The sequence below is a fragment of the Pseudomonas sp. BS3782 TE3695 genome (assembly GCF_050435305.1).
Taxonomy (GTDB): domain Bacteria; phylum Pseudomonadota; class Gammaproteobacteria; order Pseudomonadales; family Pseudomonadaceae; genus Aquipseudomonas.
Genome location: NZ_JBNDKB010000001.1, coordinates 898,172 through 917,518 on the forward strand (window position 1 = coordinate 898,172; position 19,347 = coordinate 917,518).

The window sequence follows — 19,347 nt, forward strand, 5'->3', positions numbered from 1 at the left end:
GTTAAGGCTTACGCCAGTGCGAAAGCCTTGCATCACATTCTCCAGGCGGTAAACGTGCTCCATGTTCGAGCATGTTATCCAAAGCATCCGCAGCGTGTGCTGGTGGAACAACTTGGTGCTCGACCATTAGGTCGAGTAGCCAGAGCGCCCCATGGACCTGCAAGCCATCTCGTTGAGCCTGGCGTCTGAGCTTGCCGTCTCCGGTCAGTAACGGTCGGCCTGTCTCCTGCGCGAGCAAATAACAGGAGACATCCGCCAGTGAGCTGTTGTTGTGCTCTACCTTGAGGCTGAAAAGTCGAGCCACTCCGGGGCCATCGAAAGATTCGACAATCAACCCATGGGTGAGCAATTCGTCATGGGGAAAGTCCTCCAGTTCATTCATCACGAAATCGGTGCAGCAAAGTGTGAACGGAAGTCTGAACATCTGTTCCAGCAATCCAGCGTTTCTAAAATCGATCCAGATATTTGTATCGCTGATATAGATCAGACTCATGCACTCTCCAATGAGCCTAGGAAGTTTGGGTCAAGGGCGCTCACTGGCTTACGTAAAAGTTCGGCTGCGCGGGATTTGGTTATCAGCCCCTCTGCCAATCCCCAAAACACCAACGATTCAAAACGTTGTGGTGGCTTACAGGGCATGGGTTCTGGCTCAGCCTTGCGCCAGCCGTTCGCGCTGAATTGGATGGTTAGAGATTTGTAACCCGCATCGCTAAGCAGGTTCAGATCCTTGAGGCGCCGTAGTGCTGCGTGCATCGAAATCCCGTATTGGCGCTTGGCGATGAGTAACTCGCGCGGATGAACCCGTGAACGTGGATGGCTGCCGAAGTCGCTGGTGACGCCTTTTGCCGGGTAGAGGAATGCACCTGCAAATCGATGACAGCAGTTTTCCTTGTCTCTTTCAGGCATGTCGTCGGGTAACTGCATGACCCAATGGCCAAGCTCGTGGGCAGCGGTGAAGCGTATACGTTCACCTGGACGCTCGGCGTTTAACGCGATCAAGACATGGCGCCCGTCTCCGGTAGCGGCGCATGCCCCATCGAAATCATCCGGCCCCATGAGCATCGCTACCTTGATGCTGTGCTCTTCTAACTGCTCGGTCAGATTAGCGATAGGGTCGCTACCAATTCCCCAGAAATCCCGAAGTAATTCGGCGGCGTGCTCGGCCTCTTCAATAGAGGAAACGGGCAGCATTTGAGCAGGAGTACTTGGAGTCTGGATGTCCGCTGGGTTGAAACATCCCTCCAGAGCCATGTAACGCTCAAACTGTTCACGAATCTGTTCTTCGACTTGCACCTGACGGTATTTTGGCATTTTCGCAAGCTTGCGAAACTCCAACGGCGCAAGCGGGATGGCGTCCGCACGGAAAAAGTACTCAGGATTGACCTCCAATACTTTTGCCATTTGCAGCAGGCGCGAGGAGTTCGGGGTGCTTAACCCTTTTTCGTATTTGCTGAGGGCTTGCTTGGTAATGTCGCCAAGCTGGAGCGCCAGCGCCTCCAAGGATATGCCACGCAGAAGGCGAGCGCGGCGGATTCGGTCATTAATCATGGGTTCCTCTCGTGGTTGACAAGACTATATTTTAGTTCTTATTTGTCAACCTTGCGCTGAGGGTCAGGATGTGTCCGGCAATTGAATACTGGCCTTTCATCCAATTGTCATATTTCAGCCATAGAGTGTTCACACGGCCTGCTGATACTTGGCCCCGACTAACACACCTATCTGCTAGGAGTAAGGCATGAAACTGAAGCGTTTGATGGCGGCAATGACTTTTGTCGCTGCTGGCGTTGCGACTGCCAACGCGGTTGCCGCTGTTGACCCTGCTATCCCGAGCTACACCAAGACCACTGGTGTGTCGGGCAACCTGTCCAGCGTCGGCTCCGATACCCTGGCCAATCTCATGACCCTGTGGGCTGAGAACTACAAAAAAGAATACCCGAACGTAAACATCCAGATTCAGGCTGCCGGTTCCTCCACCGCGCCACCTGCGTTGACTGAAGGCACCGCTAACCTGGGCCCGATGAGCCGCAAGATGAAGGACAACGAGCTGCAAGCCTTCGAAACCAAGTACGGCTACAAGCCAACCGCTATCCCGGTTGCCGTGGATGCCTTGGCGGTGTTCGTACACAAAGACAACCCGATCCAGCACCTGACCATGGAACAGGTCGATGCGATCTTCTCCTCGACGCGTCTGTGCGGCGGTAAAACCGATGTGAAAACCTGGGGCGATCTGGGTGTGACCGGCGATCTGGCCAACAAGCCGGTGCAACTGTTCGGTCGTAACTCGGTATCCGGCACTTATGGCTACTTCAAGGAAGAAGCCCTGTGCAAAGGCGACTTCAAGCCAAACGTCAACGAACAACCAGGCTCGGCTTCGGTCGTGCAATCGATCAGCTCTTCGCTGAACGGCGTGGGCTACTCGGGCATCGGCTACAAGACCGCCAGCGTGAAAACCGTGGCCCTGGCCAAGAAAGGCAGCACCGAGTTCGTTGAAGACACTGAAGAAAACGCCCTGAACGGCAAGTATCCGCTGTCGCGTTTCCTCTACGTTTACGTCAACAAGGCCCCGAACAAGCCTCTGGCCCCGCTGGAAGCCGAGTTCGTGAAACTGATTCTGTCCAAACAGGGTCAGGAAGTGGTTGTGAAAGACGGCTACATCCCGCTGCCAGCCAAGGTTGCTGCAAAAGCACTGGCTGACTTGGGTCTGCAAGAAGGCGGTAACGTCGCAAAAAAGTAAAACCCTAGGTCCGGGCTAAACCCGGACCAGTGTAGGAGCTGTCGAAAAACCGAGGCTGCGATCTTTTGATCTGGCTTTCCAATTGCAAGATCAAAAGATCGCAGCCTCGGTTTTTCGACAGTTCCTACACCCCCAAATTTTCACTCCGCTGCCGGTTTCTCCCGGCGGCGGATTTGTTGCGTCACTGCATTGTCATCTTTCTGTCATACAGGATCGCTAGGGTGTGCGCATGAATGATCTGGCCAATTCCACCATGACTACAAATCCCCCCAAGCGAATTGACTTCAATACGCCTGAGCTGCAACGCAAGCGCCGTATTCGTGCGCTGAAAGATCGCCTGACCCGTTGGTACGTCCTCGTCGGCGGCCTCGCCGTTCTTGCCGCGATCACCCTGATCTTTTTCTTCCTCGGTTACGTCGTCGCGCCGCTGTTCCAGGGTGCCGACCTGACCGCCAAAGACGCCATCACGCCCGCCTGGATGCAAGACGCCGGCAAGCCGCTGATGATTTCCCTCGAAGAACAGAACCAGGTCGCCATGCGGGTTTCCGACAAGGGCCAGGCATTGTTCTTTGATATCGACACGGGCACTGAGCTGCGCCGCGTCGATCTGCCGATTCCGGCCGGCACCAGCGTGACCTCCATAGGTGAGGATCAACCTGGCCAGCCATTAGTGGCCGTGGGCTTGTCCAACGGTCAGGCGCTGGTATTCCGTCACACCTATAAAGTCAGCTACCCGGAAGGCAAGAAAACCATCTCGCCGGCCATTGAATACCCGTACGGTGAAACGCCAATCGTGCTGAACGAGGCGGGCGGCGTTCTGGAGCACGTCAGCCTCAACGCTGCCGATTCGACCCTGCTGCTGGCCGGCTCCACGGCCGCGCAACTGCACGTCCTGTCGCTGACCAGCGAAGAAAACATGATGACCGGCGAAGTCACCAACGAGCAGACGCGCGTTGAGCTGCCGCAAATGACCGAGCCGGTGAAGAACATCTTCATTGACCCGCGTCAGCAGTGGTTGTACGTGGTCAACGGTCGCGCTCAGGCCGACGTTTTCAGTCTGCGCGACAAAAGCCTTAACGGGCGCTACAAATTGCTTGAAGACGGCAATACCGAAGTCACCGCTATTACCCAATTGCTGGGCGGCATCTCGCTGATCGTCGGTGACTCCAAGGGTGGTCTGGCCCAATGGTTCATGGCTCGCGACCCGGATGGCGAGCAGCGTCTGAAGCAGATTCGTACTTTCCAGATGGGCATTGCGCCGATCGTTGAAATCACCGCTGAAGAACGTCGTAAAGGCTTCGTTGCCCTCGATGCGTCCGGCAAACTGGGCGTGTTCCACAGCACCGCTCACCGCACTTTGCTGGTGGATCAGGTGGTCGACGGCCAAGGCCTTTTCGGCATGTCGCCACGGGCCAACCGCGTGATCGTGGAGCAGGGCGGCAAGCTGCAACCGTTGCTGCTCGACAACCCGCACCCGGAAGTCTCGTGGAGCGCGTTGTGGAGCAAGGTCTGGTACGAGAACTACGACGAGCCTAAATACGTCTGGCAATCGACCGCGGCCAACACCGACTTCGAACCCAAGCTGAGCCTCTCGCCGCTGACCTTCGGTACCCTGAAAGCTGCGTTCTACGCCATGCTGCTGGCAGCGCCACTGGCCGTTGCCGCCGCGATCTACACCGCGTACTTCATGGCCCCGGGCATGCGTCGCAAGGTCAAACCGGTGATCGAGCTGATGGAAGCGATGCCGACGGTGATCCTCGGCTTCTTCGCCGGCCTGTTCCTGGCGCCGTATGTGGAAGGGCATTTGCCCGGCATCTTCAGCCTGCTGATGCTGCTACCGATCGGCATTCTGGTGGCCGGTTTCGCCTTCAGTCGCCTGCCTGAGTCCATCCGCCTGAAAGTGCCGGACGGCTGGGAAAGTGCGATCCTGATCCCGGTGATTCTGTTGGTGGGCTGGTTGTCGCTGTACATGAGCCCGTACATGGAAACCTGGTTCTTCGGCGGCGACATGCGCATGTGGATCTCCCACGACCTGGGCATCACCTACGATCAGCGCAACGCTCTGGTGGTCGGCCTGGCCATGGGCTTCGCGGTGATTCCGAACATCTACTCCATCGCCGAAGACGCCGTATTCAGTGTGCCTCGGGGCCTGACCCTGGGCTCTCTGGCCCTCGGTGCCACGCCGTGGCAGACCATGACGCGCGTGGTGATCCTCACCGCCAGCCCGGGCATTTTCTCGGCACTGATGATCGGCATGGGCCGCGCGGTGGGTGAAACCATGATCGTGCTGATGGCCACCGGTAACACCCCGGTCATGGAAATGAACCTGTTCGAAGGCCTGCGCACCCTGGCGGCCAACGTTGCGGTGGAAATGCCTGAGTCGGAAGTCGGCGGCAGCCACTACCGCGTGCTGTTCCTCTCGGCGCTGGTACTGCTGTTGTTCACCTTCGTCATGAACACCCTCGCGGAACTGATTCGTCAGCGTCTGCGCAAGAAATACTCGTCGCTTTAAGAAAGGTAGAAGTCTGTGAAACAGAACTCCCTGAATGGATGGTTCAAGAGCGGCGCCCCCGGCGTCTGGATCAGCGGTGGCGCGGTGTCCATTGCGGTCATCATGACCATTGGCCTGCTGGCGGTGATTGCCGTGCGCGGCCTGGGTCACTTCTGGCCGGCGGACCTGATACACGCCAGTTACGACGTGCCGGGCCAAGCCAATCACCTCGTCATCGGCGAAGTGGTGCAGAAAGAAGAAGTGCCACGCGAGCGCCTGAAAAGCGCTGGCCTACCGGTGCCCGATCAGGGCCCGGAGTTCATGACCCGCGAGCTGATCAAGGTCGGCAACCGTGATCTGAACGGCACCGACTTCACCTGGATTGTCGGCGAGTGGCTGACCAACCAGAAGACGCCGCCTGAGCTGATGGCCATCGAGCGTCGTGAGTGGGGCAACTTCTACGGCTACCTGGTCAACGTCAAGCAGGATGGCAAGGTCATCGCTGAAGGCGAGGCCGCATGGCCTGAGTTGCAGGCGCGCGTGGATCGCGTCAACCAGCTCGCCGCACAGCTCAAGACTTTGGAAAAGGTCGACATCGGTGCGATCAACGCCGGTCTCGAACGTGTGCGTCTGCACGGTCGCAAACTGGAATTGGCCGGCCGTCTCGACGCTGCCGCGCAAGCGGACCTGGAGTCCGAGCGCGCCGAGCTCAATGCACGTTATCAGGACATCGAAGCACGCCTGAATGATCTGCACGCGCAGTTCAACCGCGACAGCCTGACCGCTCGCGATGCCAACGGTAAAGAAGTCGAAATCGGCATTGGCAAAGTGGTTCACGCCTACCAGCCGAACGCCATGGACACCTTCACCAAGATCGGCTTCTACTTCAGCAAGGTCTGGGAATTCCTCAGCGATGATCCGCGTGAAGCCAACACCGAAGGCGGGATTTTCCCGGCGATTTTCGGCACCGTGATGATGACCCTGATCATGGCGATGATCGTGACGCCGTTCGGTGTGCTGGCGGCGGTCTACCTGCGTGAATATGCACGTCAGGGGCCGATGACCCGGCTGATCCGCATCGCGGTAAATAACCTGGCAGGTGTTCCGGCCATCGTTTATGGCGTATTCGGTCTGGGCTTCTTCGTCTACGTGCTCGGCGGTTCGGTCGACCGGTTGTTCTTCCCTGAAGCCCTGCCGGCGCCGACCTTCGGTACGCCGGGCCTGCTCTGGGCCTCGCTGACCCTGGCCCTGCTGGCCGTGCCGGTGGTGATCGTGGCCACCGAAGAAGGCCTGGCGCGGATTCCTCGCACCGTGCGTGAAGGCTCGTTGGCCCTCGGCGCGACCAAGGCCGAGACTTTGTGGAAGATCGTGCTGCCGATGGCCAGCCCGGCGATGATGACCGGGATGATCCTCGCGGTGGCCCGTGCCGCCGGTGAAGTGGCGCCGCTGATGCTGGTGGGTGTGGTGAAACTGGCGCCATCGCTGCCGCTGGATGGCAACTACCCGTACTTGCACCTGGACCAGAAGATCATGCACTTGGGCTTCCATATTTATGACGTCGGCTTCCAGAGCCCGAACGTCGAAGCCGCGCGGCCACTGGTGTACGCCACCGCCTTGCTGCTGGTGCTGGTGATCGCCACGCTCAACTTGTCGGCGGTTTATATCCGTAACCATCTGCGCGAAAAATACAAAGCGCTGGATAGCTGATTTCCATGTGGGAGCGGGCTTGCTCGCGAAAGCGGTGGGTCAGGCAGCATTGATGTTGAATGTGCTGACCTCTTCGCGAGCAAGCCCGCTCCCACACTGGATCGCGTCCAACCGAACATTTATTGGGCATGCCACAAGTGGCGTCCCGAACCGAATTTGTTAGCACAGGGGAGCCTCCCATGCAGCACGAAGCACATACTCACGGCATCAACATGTCGGCCCTGGGCCGCGACAAACAGAGCCTGAGCCTCGAGCAGGAAACCGTGGCCATCGAAGTACCGGGCCTGAGCCTGTTCTATGGCGACAAACAGGCGCTGTTCGACGTCAGCATGAATATCCCGAAACAGCGCGTGACCGCCTTCATCGGCCCATCCGGCTGCGGCAAGTCCACGCTTCTGCGCACCTTCAACCGCATGAACGACCTGGTGGATGGCTGCCGCGTCGACGGCGCAATTAACCTCTACGGCAATAACATCTACCGCAAGGGCGAGGATGTGGCCGAGTTGCGTCGCCGGGTCGGCATGGTTTTTCAGAAGCCTAATCCGTTCCCGAAAACCATCTACGAAAACGTGGTTTACGGTCTGCGCATCCAGGGCATCAACAAGAAACGCATCCTCGACGAAGCCGTCGAGTGGGCGTTGAAAGGCGCGGCGCTGTGGGATGAGGTCAAAGACCGTCTGCACGAATCGGCACTCGGCCTGTCCGGTGGTCAGCAGCAACGTCTGGTGATTGCCCGCACCATTGCCGTGGAGCCGGAAGTACTGCTGCTCGACGAACCCTGCTCGGCACTTGATCCGATCTCCACGCTGAAAGTCGAAGAGCTGATCTACGAACTGAAATCCAAGTTCACTATTGTTATCGTGACCCACAACATGCAACAGGCCGCGCGGGTTTCCGACTACACGGCGTTCATGTACATGGGCAAACTGGTGGAATTCGGCGATACCGATACTCTGTTCACCAATCCGGCGAAGAAGCAGACCGAAGACTACATTACCGGTCGTTACGGCTAGCCGTACAGCCGCAAGCGTCAAGCTGCAAGCGGCCAGAAAGAAGCGGTGCGATTTCAGGACTTATACATAACTGCTTGAAGCTTGCGGCTTGAAGCTTGCAACTTTCGCGGAGCGAACAAGATGATTAGTAAAGAAGGCCTTACTCACCACATTTCCGCACAGTTCAACGCCGAGCTGGAAGAGGTGCGCAGCCACCTCCTGGCCATGGGCGGGCTGGTGGAAAAGCAGGTTAACGACGCGGTCACCGCGCTGATCGAGGCCGACTCCGGCCTGGCCCAGCAAGTGCGTGAGATCGACGACCAGATCAATCAGATGGAACGCAACATCGACGAAGAATGCCTGCGCATTCTGGCCCGTCGCCAACCGGCGGCGTCGGACTTGCGCCTGATCATCAGCATCTCCAAGTCGGTGATCGATTTGGAGCGCATCGGCGACGAAGCCACCAAGATCGCCCGCCGTGCCATCCAGTTGTGCGAAGAAGGTGAAGCGCCGCGCGGTTACGTCGAGGTTCGCCACATCGGCGACCAGGTGCGCAACATGGTCCGCGATGCGCTGGACGCGTTTGCCCGCTTCGACGCCGACCTGGCGTTGTCAGTGGCGCAGTACGACAAGATTATCGACCGCGAATACAAGACCGCGCTGCGCGAGCTGGCCACTTACATGATGGAAGACCCGCGCTCTATCTCGCGGGTGTTGAGCATTATCTGGGTGCTGCGTTCGCTGGAGCGAATCGGCGACCACGCGCGCAATATCTCGGAACTGGTGATTTACCTGGTGCGCGGCACCGACGTGCGTCACTTGGGCCTCAAGCGCATGAAGGAAGAAGTTGAAGGCACAAGTGCCGAAACCGCTAATGTTCCGGGCAAAGCTGACGATAAGTAAGATTGCCCAAGAAAAGCGCCCGGCCTTTTGGCCGGGCGTTTTTGTTTGTGTGGCTTTTGAATTGAAAAGCAGCACCCGCGAACGAAAAGTCCCGGCGTGACTGAAGAGTTTTGGCAAAGTGCCATCAGCCAGCGTTATGCTTGCCGGGATTTTTAAAGGGGTGTTGGATGAGCAAGATCAGTGTGTTGGTCGTGGACGATGCGTCGTTCATTCGTGACCTGGTGAAGAAGTGCCTGCGCAACTACTTCCCAGGGATCCGGACCGAAGATGCCGTCAACGGCAAAAAGGCCCAGGCCATGCTGGCCAAAGAAGCATTCGACCTGGTTCTGTGCGACTGGGAAATGCCGGAAATGTCCGGTCTGGAACTGCTGACCTGGTGCCGTGAGCAGGACAACCTCAAGACCATGCCGTTCGTGATGGTCACCAGCCGTGGCGACAAAGAGAACGTCGTCCAGGCGATTCAGGCCGGGGTTTCGGGTTACGTCAGCAAGCCGTTCACCAACGAGCAACTGCTGACCAAGGTCAAGCAGGCACTGAACAAGGTCGGCAAACTCGACACCTTGATGAACAGCGCGCCGACCAAAATGAACTCGGCGTTCGGCAACGATTCCCTCAGCGCACTCACTGGCGGCAAGGCTGCGATCACCGCGCCATCGGCGGCACCGGTCAATCCGTTCGCCAAACCTGTCGCCGCCGCGCCAGCCCCGGCCGCTGCGCCGTCTCGCGGCCTGCTCAACAGCCCGCCGGTCAAGGCGCCGGCTGCCTCCGCAGCATCGGCCGGCGGTCGTGGCCAAGGCCAACTGCGCTTGCCGAGCGGCACTCAGCAATGCGTGATCAAGGCTTTGAGTATCAAGGAAGCGCTGTTGGTGGTGAAACGCACCGACACGCTGCCGCAAGTCCTCGACAGCGCCGTGCTCGACCTGGAGCAGGGCGACAACGCTGAAATCGCCCGGCTCAACGGCTACCTGCACGCCATCGTCGCCTTCGAGCCGAAACCCGACAGCGAGTGGCTGCAACTGACCTTCCGCTTTGTCGATCAGGATGCGCAGAAACTCGACTACATCTCCCGCCTGATCGCCCGTGGCACCGCGCAGAAACATTTCGTACCGGGCGCGTAAGCGTCGCCCCCAAAAGATCGCAGCCTTCGGCAGCTCCTACAGGTGATCGCATTGCCTTTGTAGGAGCTGCCGAAGGCTGCGATCTTTTGATCTTGCTTCTTTCCCCGATTTGAAACATCTGTCGACTACGCTGGTCCATTTCAGCTGCTAGGCTCCTTCCCAGGCCTTACTCGACAGAATCTTGCCCATGCTCGCGCGCCTGCTGTTTTTCTGTGGTCTGCTCATGGCCTCCACCTCGGCTGTGGCCATGACGATTTACCGCTCCACCGATGCCAGTGGCGTGGTCTCCTACAGCGACCGCCCCAGCAAAGGTGCGAAGGTGTTCGTTTTTCGCGACCGGATGGTCGAGCGCCTGGAGCGGCAGGTGTACCTCGATATCAAGAAGCAGAGGGGCATGGACAGTGTGTTCGTGCGCAACGATCTGTATGCGCCGGTCGAGATCGAGCTGAGTTTTTCCGGGCTGAGCAATGTCAGCGGCGCGCCGAGCCGACCGATTCGGCGGGTTATGCCGGCACGCAGCAGCATTCGTCTGGCGCTGCTCAAGGCGACGAAGGCCGGAAGGCCGCTGGCGTATACCCCGAAGTTCGAATATTCCCTGGGCGACCCTGCAGGGGCCACCATGGCCTATCGATATCCATTGCCCTGGCGCGGTGGGCCGTTTCGGCTCAGTCAGGGCGCCAATGGCCAATACAGCCACTATGGGCCGAAGAACCGTTATGCGATGGACATCGCCATGCCCGAAGGCACGCCGATCATCGCGGCGCGCGGCGGCATGGTGGTGAAAACCGAGAATGGCCAGACCGGGCGCGGCAACGATCCGTCGGGCAACTTCGTGCGGGTATTGCACGATGACGGGACCATGGGCGTGTACCTGCACCTAAAGAAAGGCTCGGTCAGCGTACGGGAAGGTCAGCGCGTGGTGGTGGGCAGTGCGCTGGCGCTGTCGGGCAATACCGGCAACAGTAGCGGCCCGCACCTGCACTTCGTGGTGCAGCGCAATACCGGCTTGGGGTTGGTATCGATTCCGTACCAGTTCAATCAACCGGTAGGGGCGTTGCCCAACTTTGCGTTGGGCAAGAAGTGATGGGTTGTCTGGTCTGACGCATTCGCGAGCAAGCCCGCTCCCACATTTGATCGGCGTCGAACCCGATTTATGTGATCGACGCATAACAAGTGTGGGAGCGGGCTTGCTCGCGAAGGGATCAACACGGATCCGGTCAGGGATCGCTTAGTCCAGCATCAATACTTTCGCCAAAATGATCTTCGGCCCTTTCATTTTCTTGATGATGATCCGCAAGCCTTCGACTTCCAGCACTTCTTCCTCTTCCGGCACCCGTTTCAGGGTTTCGTAGACCAGCCCGGCGAGGGTTTCCGCTTCGATGTGATCCAGATCGATGCCCAACAGGCGTTCGACCTTGAACAGCGGCGTATCGCCCCGCACCAGCAGTTTGCCCGGTTGATACGCGAGGATCCCGCGTTCAGCCTTGCGGTGTTCGTCCTGAATGTCGCCCACCAACACTTCCAGCACGTCTTCCATGGTCAGGTAGCCGATGATGTTGCCGTCGGCTTCCTCGACCACCGCGAAATGCGAGCCGCCCTTGCGGAATTGTTCCAGCAGTTGCGACAGCGGCATGTGGCGAGACACGCGCTCCAGCGGGCGGGTCAATTCGGCCAGGTTGAACGACTCGGGAATGTGATCCAGCGCGGCCAGTTCCAGCAGCAAATCCTTGATGTGCAGCAGGCCGACGAACTCCTGGCGCTCGCTGTCATACACCGGGTAGCGGCTGAACTTGTGGCGACGGAACATCGCCAGAATTTCCTTGAGCGGCGCGTTGAACTCCAGCGTCACCAGGTCTTCCCGGGAGTTGGCCCAGTCGACCACTTCCAGCTCGCCCATTTCCACCGCCGAGGCCAATACGCGCATGCCTTGGTCGCTCGGGTCCTGGCCACGGCTGGAGTGCAGGATCAGTTTCAGTTCTTCACGGCTGTAATGGTGCTCATGGTGCGGGCCAGGTTCACCTTGCCCGGCAATGCGCAGGATCTGGTTGGCGCTGGCGTTGAGCAGGTAGATGGCCGGGTACATGGCCCAGTAGAACAAGTACAGCGGCACCGCCGTCCACAACGACAGCAACTCGGGTTTGCGGATGGCCCAGGATTTCGGGGCCAGTTCGCCGACCACGATGTGCAGGTACGAAATGATGAAGAACGCGGTGAAGAACGAAACGGCCTTCACCACCTCAGCGGAATCTACCCCCACGGCACTCAGCACGGGTGCCAGAAGGTGCGCGAACGCGGGTTCGCCGACCCAGCCCAGGCCCAGCGAGGCGAGGGTGATACCCAACTGGCAGGCCGAAAGATAAGCATCGAGCTGACTGTGCACGGTACGCAGGATATGCCCGCGCCAACCGTGCTTTTCAGCGATGGCTTCGACGCGGGTCGAGCGCAATTTGACCATGGCGAACTCTGCCGCAACGAAAAAGCCGTTGAGCAAAACCAGGATCAGAGCAAAAAGAATCATGCCGAAATCGGCGAATATTGTTGCGAGGGTCAAGCCAGGGGAAGGGTCCATGATGGAGTTTTGCGGGTTCCGTGTATTCGAAAGGAAAGAAAAAAGTGCGCCTGAAAGGCAGGCACAAGTCAGCCAATGTAGCGGCTGACTCTTGGCTTGCCTAGTGGCGAGTGCTGGCCGGTATCAATCGGCGGCACTGATGACCCGGGATTTTGTCACTTGGGCGGGCGCAAAATGGCAGGTAAACGTGCTGCCATGGCCCGGCACACTGCTGATCTCCATACGTGCCCGGTGACGCAGCAATACATGCTTGACGATGGCCAGCCCCAGCCCGGTGCCGCCGGTGTTGGAGTTGCGGCTGGAATCGACGCGATAGAAGCGTTCAGTCAGTCGCGGCAAGTGTTTGCTGTCGATGCCGATCCCCGAATCCTGCACGCTCAGGTGTGCGCCTTGATCGTCACCCCACCAGCGAATGCGGATATTGCCCTCGGCCGGTGTGTACTTCACTGCGTTGAACACCAGATTGGAAAACGCGCTACGCAATTCCGCTTCGCTACCCTTGAGCAGAATCGTCGGATCGGCTTCCAGGGTGATGTGCTGATTGCGTTGGCCGGACAGTTGCTGAGCGTCGCTCTTGATCGATTGCAGCAGGCTGTCGACGGCCACCGGTTGGTTGTCCGACGGGTAATCGGTGGCCTCGAGTTTGGCCAGCAGCAACAAATCGTTGAGCAAGGTCTGCATGCGCCCGCCTTGCTGTTGCATCTGCTGCAGGGCACGGGTCCAGCGCGGGTTCACTTCCTCGACGTTGTCGAGCAGGGTTTCCAGGTAGCCGCAGATCACCGTCAGCGGTGTGCGCAGCTCATGGGACACGTTGGCGATGAAGTCTTTGCGCATCTGCTCCAGCTGATGGATACGCGTCACGTCGCGCACCAGCATCAAGTGTTCGTTGTTGCCGTAGCGAGTGATGTACAGCTGAATGCGCAGGCGATCATTAATCGGCGAAGGGATTTCCAGCGGCTCGGCGTAGCTGTCCTGCTCAAAGTACTCCTTGAAGCGCGGATGGCGCACCAGGTTGGTCACGGGCTGACCGCTGTCCTGTGGGGTCTTGAGGCCCAGCAGGGTTTCGGCGGCGCGGTTCCACCATTCCAGGTTGCCATCGCTGTCGAGCATGATTACCGCATCTTTCAGCGCCGCGGTGGATTCCTGGACCCGGTCGATCACCGCTTGCAAGCGCCCGCGCACCCGTTGGTCGCGGCGTTGCAGGTGGTAAATGCTGTCGAACACTTCGCCCCACAGGCCATAACCATCGGGCGGTGCTTCATCGGGTTTGTGCAGGCGTAGCCATTCATGCAAACGCAGCAGTTGCTTGAGGGTCCAGGCCAGATAAAGGCCCAGGCCCACGGCGAGGCTCCAGCCGTAGTAGCCGGAAATCAGGCCGATCACCAGACAGGCGGTGACCAGCAAAAGCATGTGGCGGATCAGGGTGCCATGCCAGTTTTGGTTCACGGAGCGTCCTAACGCAGCTTCAAGTTTCAAGCTGCAAGCTTCAAGTAAGAGCGACGGGCTCGGCTGCGCCTTGCTTGCCGCTTATAGCTTGAAGCTTGCCGCTGTTTTTATGCCTTGGTGGAAAACCGGTAGCCTGTGCCGCGCACGGTTTGTACCAGATTTTCATAGGCATCGCCGAGGGCTTTGCGCAGGCGACGGATGTGTACGTCGACGGTGCGTTCTTCGACATAGACGTTGCCGCCCCAGACCTGATCCAGCAACTGCCCGCGGGTGTAGGCACGTTCCTGGTGGGTCATGAAAAATTGCAGCAAACGGTATTCGGTCGGGCCCATCTCGGCGGGTTTGCCGTCGATGGTCACGCGGTGGCTGATCGGGTCCAGCAGCAGGCCGCCAACTTCGATCGGCGCTTCGCCATCGGTCGGGCCGGCGCGGCGCAGTACGGCTTTCAGGCGGGCCACCAGTTCACGCGGGGAAAATGGCTTGGTGATGTAATCATCGGCGCCGACTTCCAGACCCTGGATCTTGTTGTCCTCTTCGCCCTTGGCGGTGAGCATGATGATCGGGATATCCCCGGTCAGTTCATCACGCTTGAGGCGGCGGGCCAGTTCGATGCCGGAAGTGCCGGGCAGCATCCAGTCGAGCAAAATAAGGTCCGGCTTGCGGTCGACGATAATGGCATGGGCCTGCTGCGAGTTCTCCGCCTCCAGGCAGTCGTAGCCGGCCATTTCCAACGCAACGGCGATCATTTCGCGAATGGGCGCTTCGTCGTCGACGATCAGAATGCTCCTGCCAACCATGCGTTAATCCTCTTGTCATTTAACTGTCTTGCGCCGCATTAGATAACGGAATTATTGCAGTCGTGTGACAGTATTTTAGCCGCCCTGCGATTGTCGTGATCATGAACTAAGCTCTAAGTCCGAATCCTGACAACCACAAGAGGAAGGTTTCATGAATTACATTGCGCAATCCTGGAAGGCCCTGCTGGTCACGGCTGCGCTAACGCTGCCGTCCCTGGCCTTCGCGGCAGACCCGGCCATGATGAAAGACGGCATGATGGTCGACCACAAGGGCATGACCTTGTACACGTTTGACAAAGACAAGGAGGGCAAGTCGATGTGCACGGGTGAGTGTGCGACGAATTGGCCGCCTTTGATGGCGCCGATGGATGCCAAGCCCACAGGTGACTGGACGCCGATCAAGCGTGACGACGGCACGATGCAATGGGCTTATAAAGGCAAGCCAATGTATGGCTACAAAATGGACAAAAAACCCGGGGATACAGAGGGTGAGGGTAAAGGCGGCTTCTGGCACATGTATCGACACTGAGTGATTGCCAAAAAGATCGCAGCCTTCGGCAGCTCCTACAGATGTCATCCGGTGTAGGAGCTGCCGAAGGCTGCGATCTTTTCCAGGCGTCAGCGCAATGCGTAATCCAGCACAATCCCCACGAAAATCGCCAACCCGGCCCAGTGATTGTGCAAAAACGCCTGAAAGCAGCGCATCCGGTCCTTGCTGCGGGTATACCAGAACTCCCACGCAAAACAACCCGCCGCCGCCAGCAATCCAAGGTGGAACCAGCCGCCGAGCTGGAATTTTGAACCCGCCAGCAGCAAACACCCCAGTGTCAATCCTTGCAGGGTCAGAATGATCACCCTGTCGGCGTCGCCAAACAGAATCGCCGTGGATTTCACCCCGATCTTCAGGTCGTCGTCGCGGTCGGTCATGGCGTAATAGGTGTCGTAGCCAACGGTCCACAACAAGTTGGCGATCCACAATAACCAGGCCGCCGCCGGCAGTTCACCGGTTTGGGCGGTGAACGCCATCGGCATGCCCCAAGAGAACGCTGCACCCAGCACTACTTGCGGATAATAGGTATAGCGCTTCATGAACGGATACGTGAACGCCAGAGCCAAACCGCCCAGCGAAAGCCACACGGTCTTCGCGTTAGTACACAGCACCAGCAAGAAACTCACGCCCATCAGCACCGCGAAGAACACCAGGGCTTCTTTCGAGCTGATCTTGCCGCTCACCAGTGGCCGCTGTTCGGTGCGTTTCACGTGGCCATCGACCTTACGGTCCGCCCAATCGTTGATCACACAACCGCCGGCGCGGGTCAGTACCACGCCGAGCACGAAAATCACGATATTGGCCAATGACGGCGAACCTTCACCGGCAATCCAGAGTGCCCACAACGTCGGCCATAGCAGCAAGTAAATGCCGATCGGCTTATCCATGCGGGTCAACTGAATGAAATCCCAAGCCCGAGGATTCACGCGGTTCAGGGATTTGAGCAGGCTTTGGTACATCAGCAATTCTCCGGATGGGCGCGGGTGGCGTTCCACAAGGTCGGCAGGAAGATCTCGGCCACCAGCACGCTCAAGGCGCCGCGGTCGAAACGTGAGCGCCGGCCCCACAGTTCAGGCGCCTGAGCATCCATTGGTAGCCATGCCTGAGGATAGTGACAAACCTCAATGGCCCGGCGCTGAAATGCCTGATCACAAAACAGCAATTCGCCCAGCGAACGGCTACCCAATTCATCCATATGCAATCCATCGCCCTGCAACGCGCTACGCGCCGCCACACTGCGTGCAAACACCCAGGCTTCACCGTGCCCGCGCAGATACACCTCGCGCACCCAGCCTTCACTGCCTTCGGCCAGCTCCAGCGCAGCACATTCATCGGCGCGCAGCGGTTGCCAGCCTTCGAACAGCGGCGTGACGCTGAAACCGTCATTCGACAGGCGGATCAAGCGCCGGGTCAGCGACCCTTCATCGAACAGCCAATCGAGCGTAGACGTATCGGGAAGGGGTGTCAGTTGGCTTCGAAGGAGCCAGACCGGTATCGCGGAGGGGGATTTTGAGTGCGGCACAGTGAGTCATTATTGGCAGCAAATGAGGCGGCGAGCTTACCATGTCAGGCGGCGAATTTGATTGGCCCCGCCTGCCGTTGCGCCGAACAGGCTTGCATCTGCCGGGCGCGATCAGTACAAAACGCCCTGAGCCGGACGGCAGCGCTCCACCTATCGACCGTTCGCGCCGGCAAAAGCCTGAATCCTGAGGAAGTACCTGAATGAAAAAGTGGCAATGTGTGGTCTGCGGCCTGATCTATAACGAAGCCGAGGGCTGGCCGGACGACGGTATTGCGGCCGGCACGCCGTGGCAGGATGTGCCGGAAGACTGGCTGTGCCCGGACTGCGGCGTGGGCAAGATGGATTTCGAAATGATTGAAATCAACTAAGACAAGCAAGGAGCAAGGAATGAACGCACCGGTCGTGATCGTCGGCACTGGGCTGGCTGGCTACAACCTGGCCCGGGAGTTTCGCAAACTCGATGGCGAAACCCCGCTGCTGCTGATTACCGCAGATGATGGGCGCTCCTACTCCAAGCCGATGCTCTCCACCGGCTTCGGCAAGAATAAAGACGCCGACGGCCTGAGCATGGCCGAACCAGGTGCCATGGCCGAGCAACTGAAAGCCGAAGTGCGCACACACACGCGCATCAGCGGCATCGATCCGGGCCACAAGCGTCTGTGGATCGGCGAAGAAGCGGTGATCTACCGTGACCTGATCCTGGCGTGGGGCGCGGAAACCGTGCGGGTGCCGATCGAAGGCGACGCGGCCGATGCCGTTTTCCCGATCAACGATCTTGAAGACTACGCACGTTTTCGCGCGGCGGTGGCCGGCAAGCGCCGGGTGTTGCTGCTGGGCGCGGGTCTGATCGGCTGCGAATTCGCCAACGACCTGATGCTTGGTGGCTACGAGGTGCAACTGGTTGCACCGTGCGAACAGGTCATGCCGACCTTGCTGCACCCGGCAGCGGCTGCTGCGGTCCAGGCCGGCCTGGAAAGCCTGGGCGCACGCTTCCATCTCGGGCCGGTGCTCAATCGCTTGCAGCGAGTGGCTGACGGCCTGGAGGCCCATCTGTCCGATGGTCAGGTCATTCCTTGCGATGTGGTGGTGTCGGCCATCGGCCTGCGTCCGCGCATCGACCTGGCAGCCGCTGCCGGGCTGCAAGTCAACCGTGGCGTGGTAGTCGACCGTCATCTGAAAACCTCTCACGCCAATATCTACGCCTTGGGCGACTGCGCCGAGGTCGACGGGCTGAATCTGTTGTACGTCATGCCCCTCATGAGCTGTGCGAGAGCGCTGGCTCAAACCCTCGCCGGAAACCCTACCGCGGTGAGTTATGGCCCGATGCCGATCACCGTGAAAACCCCGATCTGCCCATTGGTGGTTTCGCCGCCGCCACGGGGGGCGGAAGGCGTCTGGACGGTCGAAGGGCAGGGCGCAGACATCAAGGTGCTGTGCCGCGACAGCGCCGGCCAATTACTGGGCTATGCCCTGACAGGCGCGGCTGTGATGGAAAAACTCGCCCTGAACAAAGAGCTTCCGCCCTTGCTGGCGTAAATAGCGGTCGTTCTGTCGGAATCACCCCGCTTTTGCCCCCACAAAGGTCGCGGGGAGACTGGCGCCGCTCTTAAGCGCGTGCCATCCTCACTCCCGTCTGCCGCAGAGTAGAGCACTGCGGCGCCTTAGGCGCTGTTCCAACGAGAACAGCACGGACATAACAACAAAAAACCGTCAAAGGGGCTTCACTAATGCGTAAACCAGAACTCGCCGCTGCAATTGCGGAAAAAGCAGACCTCACCAAAGAACAGGCCAACCGCGTCCTCAACGCCGTTCTCGAAGAAATCACCGGCGCTCTGCACCGCAAAGACAGCGTCACGCTGGTGGGCTTCGGGACTTTCCTGCAACGCCATCGCGGTGCACGTACAGGCAAAAACCCGCAGACCGGTGAGCCAGTCAAAATCAAGGCCAGTAATACTGTTGCGTTCAAGCCGGGAAAATCGTTGAAAGACAGCGTTAATCCGTAACACGCACCGACTTCCCGCACAGCGGGCGAGCGGGATAAAAAATGGGCACGCTAACGAGGTTGGGTGCCCATTTTTTCTGTCTGGCGGATTAGCCGACTCGGCTTTGTTTCCTGGCGAGAATCGCTGCTATTTCCGGCTCATTCAGGTGATCCAGCGCTCGCTCCACCGCTTCTAGCCAAGCCTGCTACTTTTTGCGGCGTTGGCTCATTCACTCCTCGTCGAATTCTTCGCTGACCCAATAGGTCCGCTCCGGTACGCCGCCGTTGTACTTGAGGTAATGGTTTCTAAAGGGCGTCGGTAGCTTCTTACCAATGGCGGATTCCAGATGATCCATATCCGGGGCCGCAAGGACTGACTCAATGCTCTCGTGTTTTTCATATTGAGCGACAGAACCAACGGTGCGGGAGCGTAGCCTCATGCGCAGCTGTTTTGACAAGTTGAATCGTGGTTTTCCCTTCGCTCCACTTTTCTACTGCGTTATCTCTGGATCCGGAGCCGGAGTGACCAAACTCGCC

19 protein-coding genes are annotated in these 19,347 nt (G+C 58.9%); 11 read left to right on the forward strand and 8 right to left on the reverse strand.

Annotated features, from left to right (window positions below; genetic code table 11):
* Nucleotide 1: 1 nt before the first annotated feature.
* Both ABH909_RS03990 and ABH909_RS03995 read right to left on the reverse strand, forming a co-directional pair.
* The gene (locus ABH909_RS03990; RefSeq protein ID WP_429430675.1) at nt 2–493 is read right to left on the reverse strand and encodes a type II toxin-antitoxin system VapC family toxin; all 492 of its coding nucleotides are present in this window, start codon (nt 491–493) and stop codon (nt 2–4) included.
* Nucleotides 490–1,548 carry a helix-turn-helix domain-containing protein gene (locus ABH909_RS03995; protein ID WP_429430677.1) on the reverse strand — a complete coding sequence of 353 codons (1,059 nt, stop codon included), beginning with the start codon at nt 1,546–1,548 and terminating at the stop codon, nt 490–492. The genes ABH909_RS03990 and ABH909_RS03995 overlap by 4 nt, the downstream gene beginning before the upstream one ends.
* Before the next feature lie 187 nt (nt 1,549–1,735).
* Between ABH909_RS03995 and ABH909_RS04000 the strand changes: the two genes are divergently transcribed.
* The 7 genes from ABH909_RS04000 (at nt 1,736) to ABH909_RS04030 (ending at nt 11,029) form a co-directional block, all read left to right on the forward strand.
* Nucleotides 1,736–2,734 (forward strand): phosphate ABC transporter substrate-binding protein PstS, encoded by a 999-nt coding sequence (locus tag ABH909_RS04000; RefSeq protein ID WP_429430679.1) that lies wholly within the window; start codon nt 1,736–1,738, stop codon nt 2,732–2,734.
* A gap of 478 nt (nt 2,735–3,212) precedes the next feature.
* Nucleotides 3,213–5,246 (forward strand): ABC transporter permease subunit, encoded by a 2,034-nt coding sequence (locus ABH909_RS04005; RefSeq protein WP_429439738.1) that lies wholly within the window; start codon nt 3,213–3,215, stop codon nt 5,244–5,246.
* Between the two features lie 15 nt (nt 5,247–5,261).
* Nucleotides 5,262–6,932, forward strand: coding sequence for a phosphate ABC transporter permease PstA (gene pstA, locus ABH909_RS04010; RefSeq protein ID WP_429430680.1), 1,671 nt, complete (start codon nt 5,262–5,264; stop codon nt 6,930–6,932).
* 179 nt (nt 6,933–7,111) lie between these two features.
* A complete protein-coding gene (gene pstB / locus ABH909_RS04015) occupies nt 7,112–7,945 on the forward strand; it encodes a phosphate ABC transporter ATP-binding protein PstB (RefSeq protein WP_095052363.1) in 834 nt (277 codons plus the stop codon).
* Between the two features lie 120 nt (nt 7,946–8,065).
* Nucleotides 8,066–8,827, forward strand: coding sequence for a phosphate signaling complex protein PhoU (gene phoU / locus ABH909_RS04020; RefSeq protein ID WP_007896483.1), 762 nt, complete (start codon nt 8,066–8,068; stop codon nt 8,825–8,827).
* A gap of 167 nt (nt 8,828–8,994) precedes the next feature.
* A complete protein-coding gene (locus ABH909_RS04025; protein ID WP_429430682.1) occupies nt 8,995–9,945 on the forward strand; it encodes a response regulator in 951 nt (316 codons plus the stop codon).
* A 187-nt stretch (nt 9,946–10,132) separates the two neighbouring features.
* Nucleotides 10,133–11,029, forward strand: coding sequence for a peptidoglycan DD-metalloendopeptidase family protein (locus ABH909_RS04030; protein ID WP_429430684.1), 897 nt, complete (start codon nt 10,133–10,135; stop codon nt 11,027–11,029).
* A 144-nt stretch (nt 11,030–11,173) separates the two neighbouring features.
* On the opposite strand, the gene ABH909_RS04035 is transcribed toward ABH909_RS04030, so the two are convergent.
* The 3 genes from ABH909_RS04035 to phoB all read right to left on the reverse strand — a co-directional run bounded on the left by ABH909_RS04035 (nt 11,174) and on the right by phoB (nt 14,757).
* Nucleotides 11,174–12,514 carry a hemolysin family protein gene (locus ABH909_RS04035; RefSeq protein ID WP_429430686.1) on the reverse strand — a complete coding sequence of 447 codons (1,341 nt, stop codon included), beginning with the start codon at nt 12,512–12,514 and terminating at the stop codon, nt 11,174–11,176.
* A gap of 123 nt (nt 12,515–12,637) precedes the next feature.
* Nucleotides 12,638–13,924 (reverse strand): phosphate regulon sensor histidine kinase PhoR, encoded by a 1,287-nt coding sequence (phoR, locus tag ABH909_RS04040; RefSeq protein ID WP_429439740.1) that lies wholly within the window; start codon nt 13,922–13,924, stop codon nt 12,638–12,640.
* A 143-nt stretch (nt 13,925–14,067) separates the two neighbouring features.
* Nucleotides 14,068–14,757, reverse strand: a complete 690-nt coding sequence (gene phoB, locus ABH909_RS04045; protein ID WP_007896474.1) for a phosphate regulon transcriptional regulator PhoB — start codon at nt 14,755–14,757, stop codon at nt 14,068–14,070.
* Between the two features lie 151 nt (nt 14,758–14,908).
* On the opposite strand from phoB, the gene ABH909_RS04050 reads away from it, so the two are divergent.
* The gene (locus ABH909_RS04050; RefSeq protein ID WP_429430687.1) at nt 14,909–15,286 is read left to right on the forward strand and encodes a COG4315 family predicted lipoprotein; all 378 of its coding nucleotides are present in this window, start codon (nt 14,909–14,911) and stop codon (nt 15,284–15,286) included.
* An 89-nt stretch (nt 15,287–15,375) separates the two neighbouring features.
* Here ABH909_RS04050 and ubiA read toward each other — a convergent pair whose 3' ends face one another.
* Nucleotides 15,376–16,266, reverse strand: a complete 891-nt coding sequence (gene ubiA / locus ABH909_RS04055) for a 4-hydroxybenzoate octaprenyltransferase (protein ID WP_429430689.1) — start codon at nt 16,264–16,266, stop codon at nt 15,376–15,378.
* Entirely contained in the window at nt 16,266–16,829 is a 564-nt protein-coding gene (locus tag ABH909_RS04060; protein ID WP_429430691.1) for a chorismate--pyruvate lyase family protein, read from the reverse strand. Before ABH909_RS04060 ends, ubiA begins: the two co-directional genes overlap by 1 nt.
* Before the next feature lie 200 nt (nt 16,830–17,029).
* On the opposite strand from ABH909_RS04060, the gene ABH909_RS04065 reads away from it, so the two are divergent.
* The 3 genes from ABH909_RS04065 (at nt 17,030) to ABH909_RS04075 (ending at nt 18,832) form a co-directional block, all read left to right on the forward strand.
* A complete protein-coding gene (locus ABH909_RS04065; protein WP_007896465.1) occupies nt 17,030–17,197 on the forward strand; it encodes a rubredoxin in 168 nt (55 codons plus the stop codon).
* A gap of 19 nt (nt 17,198–17,216) precedes the next feature.
* A complete protein-coding gene (locus ABH909_RS04070) occupies nt 17,217–18,365 on the forward strand; it encodes an NAD(P)/FAD-dependent oxidoreductase (RefSeq protein WP_429430693.1) in 1,149 nt (382 codons plus the stop codon).
* Nucleotides 18,366–18,556: 191 nt separating this feature from the next.
* Nucleotides 18,557–18,832, forward strand: a complete 276-nt coding sequence (locus ABH909_RS04075; RefSeq protein WP_003213368.1) for an HU family DNA-binding protein — start codon at nt 18,557–18,559, stop codon at nt 18,830–18,832.
* Between the two features lie 208 nt (nt 18,833–19,040).
* Here the strand turns inward: ABH909_RS04075 and ABH909_RS04080 are convergent, their stop codons facing one another.
* On the reverse strand, nt 19,041–19,268 hold the full coding sequence (locus tag ABH909_RS04080) for a hypothetical protein (RefSeq protein ID WP_429430695.1): 228 nt from the start codon (nt 19,266–19,268) through the stop codon (nt 19,041–19,043).
* Between the last annotated feature and the right edge of the window lie 79 nt (nt 19,269–19,347).

Bases quoted from the DNA above. Each gene is read 5' to 3' on its own strand.
- ABH909_RS04025 (WP_429430682.1), top strand. From the start codon at position 8,995: ATGAGCAAGATCAGTGTGTTGGTCGTGGACGATGCGTCGTTCATTCGT.
- phoB (WP_007896474.1), bottom strand. From the start codon at position 14,757: ATGGTTGGCAGGAGCATTCTGATCGTCGACGACGAAGCGCCCATTCGC.
- ABH909_RS04075 (WP_003213368.1), top strand. From the start codon at position 18,557: ATGCGTAAACCAGAACTCGCCGCTGCAATTGCGGAAAAAGCAGACCTC.
- ABH909_RS04000 (WP_429430679.1), top strand. From the start codon at position 1,736: ATGAAACTGAAGCGTTTGATGGCGGCAATGACTTTTGTCGCTGCTGGC.
- ABH909_RS03990 (WP_429430675.1), bottom strand. From the start codon at position 493: ATGAGTCTGATCTATATCAGCGATACAAATATCTGGATCGATTTTAGA.
- pstB (WP_095052363.1), top strand. From the start codon at position 7,112: ATGCAGCACGAAGCACATACTCACGGCATCAACATGTCGGCCCTGGGC.
- ABH909_RS04005 (WP_429439738.1), top strand. From the start codon at position 3,213: ATGCAAGACGCCGGCAAGCCGCTGATGATTTCCCTCGAAGAACAGAAC.
- ABH909_RS04035 (WP_429430686.1), bottom strand. From the start codon at position 12,514: ATGGACCCTTCCCCTGGCTTGACCCTCGCAACAATATTCGCCGATTTC.
- phoR (WP_429439740.1), bottom strand. From the start codon at position 13,924: ATGCTTTTGCTGGTCACCGCCTGTCTGGTGATCGGCCTGATTTCCGGC.
- phoU (WP_007896483.1), top strand. From the start codon at position 8,066: ATGATTAGTAAAGAAGGCCTTACTCACCACATTTCCGCACAGTTCAAC.
- ABH909_RS04050 (WP_429430687.1), top strand. From the start codon at position 14,909: ATGAATTACATTGCGCAATCCTGGAAGGCCCTGCTGGTCACGGCTGCG.
- ABH909_RS03995 (WP_429430677.1), bottom strand. From the start codon at position 1,548: ATGATTAATGACCGAATCCGCCGCGCTCGCCTTCTGCGTGGCATATCC.
- ubiA (WP_429430689.1), bottom strand. From the start codon at position 16,266: ATGTACCAAAGCCTGCTCAAATCCCTGAACCGCGTGAATCCTCGGGCT.
- ABH909_RS04070 (WP_429430693.1), top strand. From the start codon at position 17,217: ATGAACGCACCGGTCGTGATCGTCGGCACTGGGCTGGCTGGCTACAAC.
- ABH909_RS04030 (WP_429430684.1), top strand. From the start codon at position 10,133: ATGCTCGCGCGCCTGCTGTTTTTCTGTGGTCTGCTCATGGCCTCCACC.
- ABH909_RS04065 (WP_007896465.1), top strand. From the start codon at position 17,030: ATGAAAAAGTGGCAATGTGTGGTCTGCGGCCTGATCTATAACGAAGCC.